The sequence below is a fragment of the Thermodesulfatator atlanticus DSM 21156 genome (assembly GCF_000421585.1).
Classification (GTDB): domain Bacteria; phylum Desulfobacterota; class Thermodesulfobacteria; order Thermodesulfobacteriales; family Thermodesulfatatoraceae; genus Thermodesulfatator; species Thermodesulfatator atlanticus.
In genome coordinates this window covers 26,578-35,050 of the sequence record NZ_ATXH01000025.1, presented here as the reverse complement: position 1 = coordinate 35,050, position 8,473 = coordinate 26,578, and the positions used below count along the sequence as shown (strand labels likewise).

The 8,473-nt window shown below is 47.8% G+C and carries 9 protein-coding genes and 1 tRNA gene; all 10 read left to right on the top strand.

Annotated elements, in window-relative coordinates:
• Positions 1–466 precede the first annotated feature (466 nt).
• The 10 genes from H528_RS0109650 to rpsO all read left to right on the top strand — a co-directional run bounded on the left by H528_RS0109650 (position 467) and on the right by rpsO (position 8,412).
• Positions 467–542: transfer RNA gene (locus H528_RS0109650), tRNA-Gly, on the top strand.
• A 55-nt stretch (positions 543–597) separates the two neighbouring features.
• Positions 598–1,092, top strand: coding sequence for a ribosome maturation factor RimP (locus tag H528_RS0109645; RefSeq protein ID WP_245540439.1), 495 nt, complete (start codon positions 598–600; stop codon positions 1,090–1,092).
• A gap of 10 nt (positions 1,093–1,102) precedes the next feature.
• The gene (gene nusA / locus H528_RS13430; protein WP_022854111.1) at positions 1,103–2,404 is read left to right on the top strand and encodes a transcription termination factor NusA; all 1,302 of its coding nucleotides are present in this window, start codon (positions 1,103–1,105) and stop codon (positions 2,402–2,404) included.
• Positions 2,405–2,698, top strand: a complete 294-nt coding sequence (locus tag H528_RS13425; RefSeq protein ID WP_022854110.1) for a YlxR family protein — start codon at positions 2,405–2,407, stop codon at positions 2,696–2,698.
• 6 nt (positions 2,699–2,704) lie between these two features.
• Positions 2,705–5,515: a translation initiation factor IF-2 gene (gene infB, locus H528_RS0109630; protein ID WP_022854109.1), complete on the top strand. Its 2,811-nt coding sequence runs from the start codon at positions 2,705–2,707 to the stop codon at positions 5,513–5,515.
• 6 nt (positions 5,516–5,521) lie between these two features.
• Positions 5,522–5,812, top strand: coding sequence for a DUF503 domain-containing protein (locus tag H528_RS0109625; RefSeq protein WP_022854108.1), 291 nt, complete (start codon positions 5,522–5,524; stop codon positions 5,810–5,812).
• 2 nt (positions 5,813–5,814) lie between these two features.
• Entirely contained in the window at positions 5,815–6,162 is a 348-nt protein-coding gene (gene rbfA / locus H528_RS13420; RefSeq protein ID WP_022854107.1) for a 30S ribosome-binding factor RbfA, read from the top strand.
• Positions 6,155–7,114 (top strand): DHH family phosphoesterase, encoded by a 960-nt coding sequence (locus tag H528_RS0109615; RefSeq protein ID WP_022854106.1) that lies wholly within the window; start codon positions 6,155–6,157, stop codon positions 7,112–7,114. Before rbfA ends, H528_RS0109615 begins: the two co-directional genes overlap by 8 nt.
• Complete coding sequence (gene truB / locus H528_RS13415; protein WP_022854105.1) at positions 7,111–8,037, top strand: tRNA pseudouridine(55) synthase TruB; 927 nt, start codon at positions 7,111–7,113, stop codon at positions 8,035–8,037. The genes H528_RS0109615 and truB overlap by 4 nt, the downstream gene beginning before the upstream one ends.
• Positions 8,038–8,142: 105 nt before the next feature.
• Positions 8,143–8,412: a 30S ribosomal protein S15 gene (gene rpsO / locus H528_RS0109605; RefSeq protein WP_022854104.1), complete on the top strand. Its 270-nt coding sequence runs from the start codon at positions 8,143–8,145 to the stop codon at positions 8,410–8,412.
• Positions 8,413–8,473 lie beyond the last annotated feature (61 nt).

Below are 8,473 nucleotides of genomic sequence, written 5' to 3'. Positions count from 1 at the left end.
GTGAAAAAGGCCCGGAAGTTCATCTTGAAATTCAGCAAGTGTTTACCGGATAGGAGCATTTTATGGATAAATCACGCGGCCGAAAAAGTAGAGGAGCTAGCGGGAGTGCCCACCTGAAGATAGGCGTTTTTTGAGGATATCTAACAGAAAATCCAGCTATAGAATGAAAGTTCAGGAAATAATTATGAGATAGCTATTAAGGTAGGATTATGTTTTGATTTTGTAAAATTTGATGGATTTTGGGTAGGAAAGAAGCTTTTTGCTGCTTAAAAACTCCGGTTAAGAGTTGAGGTAAGCCAGGAAGACTCTTTTTCGGGATTTTTATCCATCTGTTTTTTGAGTTTCTAGAGATGAAATATCGTCTTTATCAATAATTACACATCTTATCCGGAAATTAAGAGGAATACAAAATTAGAGCCACTTGACACCTTTTCTTCCTCTATCTAATATTAAAATTGCTTTCGGAGCGGGTATAGCTCAGTTGGTAGAGCATCAGCTTCCCAAGCTGAGGGTCGCGGGTTCGAATCCCGTTGCCCGCTCCAGAAATTTAGCCCTTTAAGGGCTTAAAATATAGGGTTACTAAAAAAAGTGGGCCCTGTGTGCCCACTTTTTTGTTATGGAGACATGGAAAGACAGGAAGTTATCAAAAAAGTTTGGGAGCTTGCAGAACCTGTAATTCTTAGCCTTGGGCTTGAACTTGTAGATGTTGAGTTTCAGCGAGAGCCCCGGGGCTGGGTGTTGCGCCTCTATATTGACAAGCCTGGGGGCGTTACCCTGGGGGACTGTGTCCAGGTTAGTGAAATTTTAAGTGATCTGCTTGATGCCAAAGATTTTATTCATCATCAGTATCACTTAGAGGTTTCGTCTCCAGGGGTAGATCGGCCTTTGCGCCGCCGGGAGGATTTTTCAAAGTTTGCAGGCGACAAAGTAAAAATACAACTAAAAGAAGCCCTAGAAGGGCGCAAAAATTTTACCGGTCTTTTGCGTGGTATTGAGGGCGAAGAGGTGCTTGTTGAAATAGACGGCAAGGTGTGGCGTCTTCCCTATGGGAAGATAAAAAAAGCGAATATAAAGTACGAATTTGACGTCTGAGGGGAGAAAAATGGCCGGAGAAATAAAAAAACTTATAGACTTGTTTAGCAAAGAGAAGGGTATCCCTCGGGAAGTAATTATTCAGGCCTTAGAAGAAGGAATGAAGGCTGCTGCCCGCAAAAAGTTTGGCTCACGAGCCATTGTTGACGCCCAATACAACGAAGAAACAGGCGATATCGAAGTATATCGTTTTCGCAAAGTAGTAGAAAAAGTAGAAGACCCTGAGACCGAAATTTCCCTTGAAGAAGCAAGAGAGCTTGACCCAGAGGTTCAGGTAGGTGACGAAGTCGGGACAATTGTTGATATCAGGGATATGGGGCGCATTGCAGCCCAGTTGGCCAAACAGATCCTTACCCAGAAAGTCCGTGGAGCAGAACGCGAGCTTATCTACGAGGAATATAAAGACCGTGTTGGCCAGATCGTAAGTGGTTTTGTGCATCGTTTTGACAGGGGTAACATCATTGTTCAGCTGGGTCGTGCAGAAGCTATTTTGCCTGTTACCGAACAAATCCCTACCGAAAGATACAAACGCGGGGACCGTATCCGCGCGCTTATTATCGAAGTAAACAAATCTGGCAGGGACCCTCAGATTGTTCTTTCGCGCACCCACCCTGATTTTCTAAAAAAGCTCTTTGAGCTTGAAGTACCAGAAATTCGCGAAGGCATTGTCAAAATTATTTCTGTTGCTAGAGAACCAGGAAGCCGCGCCAAAATGGCGGTAGTTTCTTCGGACCCTGATGTTGATCCCGTAGGTGCCTGTGTGGGGCTTAAAGGTTCAAGGGTTCAGGCGGTGGTCCAGGAACTTAAGGGCGAGAAAATAGACATTATTCCGTGGAATCCTGATCCCGCACGCCTGGTTTACAATGCCCTTGCTCCTGCAGAGTGCACCCGGGTCATCGTGGATGAAGACAACAAGACCCTTGAGGTCATTGTCCCTGACGATCAGCTCTCTCTTGCCATAGGTAAACAGGGGCAAAATGTACGTCTTGCCTCAAAGCTGATGGGCTGGCGAATAGACGTCATGAGTGAGACCCAATACATGCGGCGCCAGGATCCCGCTTTTCAGGAGATGCTTTCGTTAGAAGGTATGACTGAAGAAATTGCTGCCAAACTCTATGACAAGGGGATAAAGTCTGTCAAAGAACTGGCTGAAGCTGATGTGGAGCAAGTGGCCGATTTAGCACGGATTAAGAATTCAGAGGCTGAAGCCCTGATTGAAGCTGCGCAAAAATTTTTGGCAGAAAAGGGTGAAACAGCCGAAGCGCAAGAGGATACCGCTGTCGAAAGCCAGGTAGAGTCAGAGGCGCAGTAAATGGAGAAAGCTCGTAAGCGGCATGTTCCTCAGAGATCGTGTATTATTTGCAAGGAAAAAAAAGACAAGCACAAGCTTTTGCGCCTGGTGCTTGATGAGCGGGGGCGAGTGCTATTTGATGCGGATCATAGGCTGCCAGGAAGAGGGGCTTATGTATGCCCTGAGGATACCTGTGTGGCCAAACTTTTGACCAAACACGGAGACAAAAGGCTCCGTTACGCATTTAAGGGAAAAGCTAAAGAATTGCCACAAAAAACTATAGACGAGATTTTGGCAAGACTAAGGGGGCAATAAGAAGGCATGAGTAAAGTAAGAATTTATGATTTAGCCAGAGAACTTGGGATGCAACCCAAGGATCTTGTAGAAGAAGTGCGTAAGCTCGGCTACGATATAAAATCACATTCAAGTACTGTAGAAGACTATGAAGCAGATCGTATTCGCCGAGAATTAGCCCGTGGCTCTAATGCTGACTCTAAAAAAGCTGAGCCTGCCGAGAACGACCATACGTCTGAGCCTAAAAAACGTGTGGTGGTAATTCGTAGATCAAGAGAAGAAGCTAAAGAAGAACAAAAAGAAGCTCAAGAGGCTCAAGAAGTACACCAGGAAGCTCAACCAAAGCCGGAAAAAAAACTCAAGATCAAGCTTGTTATCAAAAAGCCAGTTAAAAAAGAAGAACCTAAAGGCGAGCCAAAAGAAAAACCCGAAGAGAAAAAGCCAGAACAAGCCGAGATCGCAAAGCCCGAAGAGAAACCCCCTGTAGAAAAAGAAATTTCTAAAAAAGAAATACGCGAAGAAAAGCCTGAAGAAACTAAGCAAGAGAAAGAAGTTGCTGCTAAAGAATTGCCCCCAGAAAAACAGCCTGAAAAAGCCCCGGCCAAGGAAGAGAAAAGGCGCGGCCCAAGAGTGGTAGCCAAGACCGTAGGTGTTGTTAAGCGCGAAGTAGTGATGCCCAAAAAGGCCAAGCCCGAGCGCCCTGAACGCCCGGAGCGCCCTGCCAAGGGGAAAAAGCCGCGCAGAGTGGTTACTGAGTTTGAAAGAAGACCCAAAAAAGAAGCGAAAGAGGCGGCTCCTCCAACTCCAGAGCCGGAGAAGAAAAAGAAAAAGAAGAAAAGACAAGTTGTTGAGCTTGACGATTTCCGTAAAAAAGCAGCTAAAAAGAAAGCCGCGGCAGGGGCAAGGCCCAAGAGCGAACGCGAGGAGATCCTAGAAGAACTTGAGCTCATGCGCGAGCTTGAAGCTCCTACCGAAGAGCTTCTTGCCAAAGAAGAAGAGCTGGCTCGTGCTACCGAAAAAGAAAAAGCCGTAACCAAAAAAGAAGAAACCAAAGAGCCTGAACGTCCTTCAACTCTTCCTCCCAAAGAGAAGAAAATCAAAGTCTATGAGTCCATCCAGGTGGGAGAGTTGGCCAAGGCCATGGGGGTTAAGGCCTCTGATGTCATTCGCAAGTTCATGGAACTTGGCACTATGGTCACCATCAACCAGTCTATCGACCCAGAAACCGCGGCTATCGTGGCAGCAGAATTCGGCTACGAAGTAGAACAAGCAGCCATTGAAGAAGAACAACTCCTTGAATACACGCCACCTTCTCCTGAAGAGCTCAAACCTCGTCCGCCGGTGGTAACCGTTATGGGCCACGTTGACCACGGAAAAACTTCTTTGCTTGATGCTATTCGGCAAACAGACGTTGTTTCGCGCGAAGCAGGAGGAATTACCCAGCACATAGGTGCGTATAAAGTTAAGCTTCCAAGTGGTCAGGAGATTACCTTTATCGACACGCCAGGGCACGAAGCCTTTACCCACATGCGGGCTCGTGGTGCCCAGGTTACAGACATCGTAGTCCTGGTGGTAGCAGCAGATGACGGGGTTATGGATCAAACCAGGGAAGCCATTGACCACGCCAGGGCTGCAGGGGTGCCCATTGTGGTGGCCATCAACAAAATAGACAAGCCCGAGGCTAATCCTGAGCGCGTAAAAAGTGAGCTTGCAGAACTTGGGCTTGTGCCAGAAGACTGGGGTGGAGAGACGCTTTTTGCGGAGATCTCTGCCAAGAAGAAAATAGGCATTGAAGATCTCCTTGAGCTTATCCTACTCCAGGCAGAGATGCTTGAACTCAAAGCCGCCCCTGATAGACCGGCAAGGGGTCGCATTATTGAATCTCGTTTGGACAAAGGCCGTGGTCCGGTAGCCACGGTTATTGTGCAGGAAGGGACCCTTAAAGAAGGAGATCCTTTTGTGGCAGGGGTTACCTATGGCCGTGTGCGTGCCATGCTTGATGAGCGCGGACGCAGGGTGAAAGCGGCAGGCCCTGCCACGCCGGTTGAAGTCCTGGGTTTTCACGAAGTGCCTCAGGCAGGTGATGATTTCATAGTGATGCCTGATGAGCAAAAGGCCCGTAAGGTGGCGGAATATCGGGCACGCAAGCAACGTGAGGCTGAGGCGGCCCGAGAGGCCAAAATCTCCCTTGATAAACTCTTTGAGAAACTCAAAGAGGGTGAAATTAAAGAGCTCAAAGTGGTGCTTAAGGCCGATGTCCAGGGTACCCTTGAAGCCCTTCAGGATTCTTTGCGCAAACTTGCCACAGACGAAGTGCGCGTAAATGTTATTCGCTCTGGTATCGGGGCCATTACCGAAAGCGACATCATGCTGGCTTCGGCTTCTAACGCCATTGTCATTGGTTTTAACGTACGGCCGACCTCTCAGGCCAAGCGGCTTGCTGAGCAAGAAAAGGTCGAAGTGCGTTTCTACGACGTTATATACAAGCTTATCGAAGACGTGAAAAAGGCCATGAGTGGCCTTCTTGAACCAGAGTATGAAGAACGCATCGTGGGTGTGGCAGAAGTGCGCGCAACCTTTAGAGTGCCTAAAGTTGGCACCGTGGCAGGTTGTTACGTAAAAGAAGGTAAGCTTGAGCGCGGTGCCAAAGTACGCCTCTTGCGTGATAACGTTGTGGTTTATACCGGGAAAATCTCTTCGCTTAAGCGCTTCAAAGAGGACGTAAAAGAAGTGGTAGCAGGTTACGAATGTGGCGTTGGTCTTGAAAACTTTAACGACATCAAGGTCGGCGATATTATCGAAGCCTTTGAAATGGTTGAAATAAAACGAGAGCTTTAATGCGGTATGGTAGTGGGAATCGTTAAAGTTTCGCTTCATATTCCAGAAACACGTTCTTTAAAGAGTAAAAGGCAGGTAGTTAAAAAACTTATCCAGCGGGTAAACGGCCGCTTTAAAAATCTCGCGGTCTCTGAGGTGGCTGATCAGGACCTTTGGCAAAAGGCCGTAATAGGCATTTCTGCCGTGGGTCCTGATAGCCGCTTGGTGAATAGCCTGCTTGATAAAGTTTTGGATTACATGGAAGAATTTGAAGACTTTGAAATTATCCAGGCAGACATAGACATCATCAACATGTAGCCATGAAAGGACACCGCAACCGCCGCATGGCGGATTTCATACAGGAAGAAATCTCGCAGATCGTGAGGGAAGAGCTTAGCGACCCTGAGCTGCAGGAGATGATCACCATCTCAAAAGTGGAAGTGACGCCTGATTTGCGCCTGGCGCGTGTTTTTTACCAGGTTCATGGCGGCGAAGAAAAAGAAGCAGCGGCCGCCAGGGGCTTTAAAAGGGCCTCTTCGTACATCAGAAAGCTTCTTGCAGGGCGCATGCACACCCGCTTTGTGCCGGAAATCGAGTTCGTAATTGATAAACGCTCGGCTGAAGAAGAACGTCTCGAAGAGCTATTTGCACGCATACGCCATGAATAATCTTGCTGAGATCGCCCGTATCCTGTCAAACAAAGACAATTTTTTCCTGGCAACCCACGTGAATCCAGATGGCGATGGTATTGGCTCTCTTCTTGCCCTGGCCCTTGCTTTAAAGGAAAGGGGCAAAACCGTGTGGCCATATCTGGCAGATGAAATACCTGATTTTTTGACCTGGCTCCCTGGCCGGGAGCTAATTCGCTACGAACTTCCCCAAGGGAGAGACTGGGTTGCCATTGTGCTTGATTGCGGTGAGGCCTCTCGGCTGGGGAAAGAAGCCGGGGCCTTTGTAAGAGGCCTTTCTAACGTCATTGTTTGCGACCACCACGAAATTAGCGGCACCTTGGGAAGCATTCGCCACGTAGAGATAACCTTTGCCACCGCAGCGATAATTTTTAAGCTCCTAGAACTTTTAAAACATCCCCTTGATCCAAATATCGCCACCAATCTTTACGTGGCGATTTTTTCAGATACAGGTGGTTTTCGCTACCAGCAAACCAATGCCGAGACCTTTTTCATGGTCCAGAAATTGATCGAGGCGGGAGTTTCTCCCTCAGATATTGCCGCGCGTCTTACGGAAAATTTTTCGCTTGCCAGGTTTTGCCTTTTAAAGATTGCCCTTGCGCGGCTTAAAATCCTTGCTGAAGGTAAAGTGGCTGTCTCTTACCTCAGCGCCAAAGACTATGAGAACTGCAAGGCGAAAAAGGCTGATTCCGACGATTTTGCCACTATGTTCCGCACCATCCGGGGAGTAGAAGTAAGCGCCTTGGTAAAGGAATACCACCCCGGAGAGATAACTGTTAGTTTGCGAAGCCGCGGGCAGGTAAACGTGGCCACTTTTGCCGTACAATTTGGTGGTGGCGGGCATCGTTTTGCTGCAGGATTTAAGCAAAAGGGACTTCTTGCAGAACTTTTATCCCGTTTAACGAAAGAACTGGAGGCTCTTTTCTCATGAAAGACGGTGTGCTGGTGATAGATAAACCAGAAGGCCTTTCTTCAACAAAAGTCGTAGAGAAAGTAAAAAGAAAACTCAAAGTACGCAAAGCAGGCCACGGTGGCACTTTAGACCCTTTTGCAACCGGGGTACTGCCTGTTTGTCTTGGTAAAGGAACCAAAATTGCCCAGTTTATCCTTGAAGGTGACAAAGAATACGAAGGCACCCTTGAGCTCGGCCTTGAAACAGACACATACGACATTACCGGCGAGGTTCTTGCGAGACGCGAGGTCCCTGAGAATCTTAGCCTTGAGGATATTCAAAAGGTCTTTGACGAGTTTGTCGGGGTTATTGAGCAGGCCCCACCTGCTTATTCTGCAGCCAAGCTTCACGGTCGCCCGCTTTATAAATACGCCCGGGAGGGGCTAAAAGTAGAAAAACCCCCGAAAAAAGTGGAAATACTTGCCTTTGAGGCCTTGAAGTTTGATCCCCCTTATGTGGAGTTCAGGGTTTATTGTGGCAAGGGGACTTATTTGCGTTCCCTGGTGCACGACGTCGGGCAAAAACTTGGTTGCGGGGCGGTGCTTGTTAAGCTGCGTCGCCTGCGCAAAGGCCCTTTTACCATTGAGCAGGCCGTGACCCTTGAAGAACTGGAAAAAAAGTCTCCTGATGAAATAGAAGATTATATTATCCCGATTTCAAAGGCCCTTGAATTTATCCCTGCGGTAACAGTTGGGGATGAGCTTGCTGCGAAGATTCGCCACGGAAGGCCCCTTGCTATCTCAGCGGTGGCCAACATGGTAAGGCTTCAGAAAGTGCCGCAGCGGCCGCGGGTGCCTTGGTTGCGTCTGCTTACTCCTGCGGGAGATCTGGTGGCAGTGCTTGAGTATCCTGAAGACTTGCACGCTTCAGGTTACGTAAAAATGGTTCGGGTGTTTTCCTAAATTGCGCTAGCGCATTTAAAGGCTATGGAGTAAGGTATTAGCGAGATACGCGCAGGGGGTGGCCTGGCCCCTCCTGGGCTTAAACTTTATATAGGAGGTAGAAAAATGGCATTTGATGCAGAGGTAAAAAGAGAGATTATCGAAAAGTTTGCGCGGCATCCTAACGATACGGGAAGCCCTGAGGTCCAAATTGCGCTTCTTACCGCCCGTATCAAACACCTTGAGCAACACTTTAAAATTCACAAAAAAGACCATCATTCCCGTCGAGGCTTACTTAAACTCGTTGGTCAGCGCCGCAGGCTTCTTAACTACCTTAAAAAGACTGACTTTGAACGCTACCGGAATATCGTAAAAGCACTAGGCCTTAGAGCTTAGCCAAAAGGCGGACGCAAGTCCGCCTTTTTTGTTTAATCTTCCTAATGGAAAAAAATTTTAG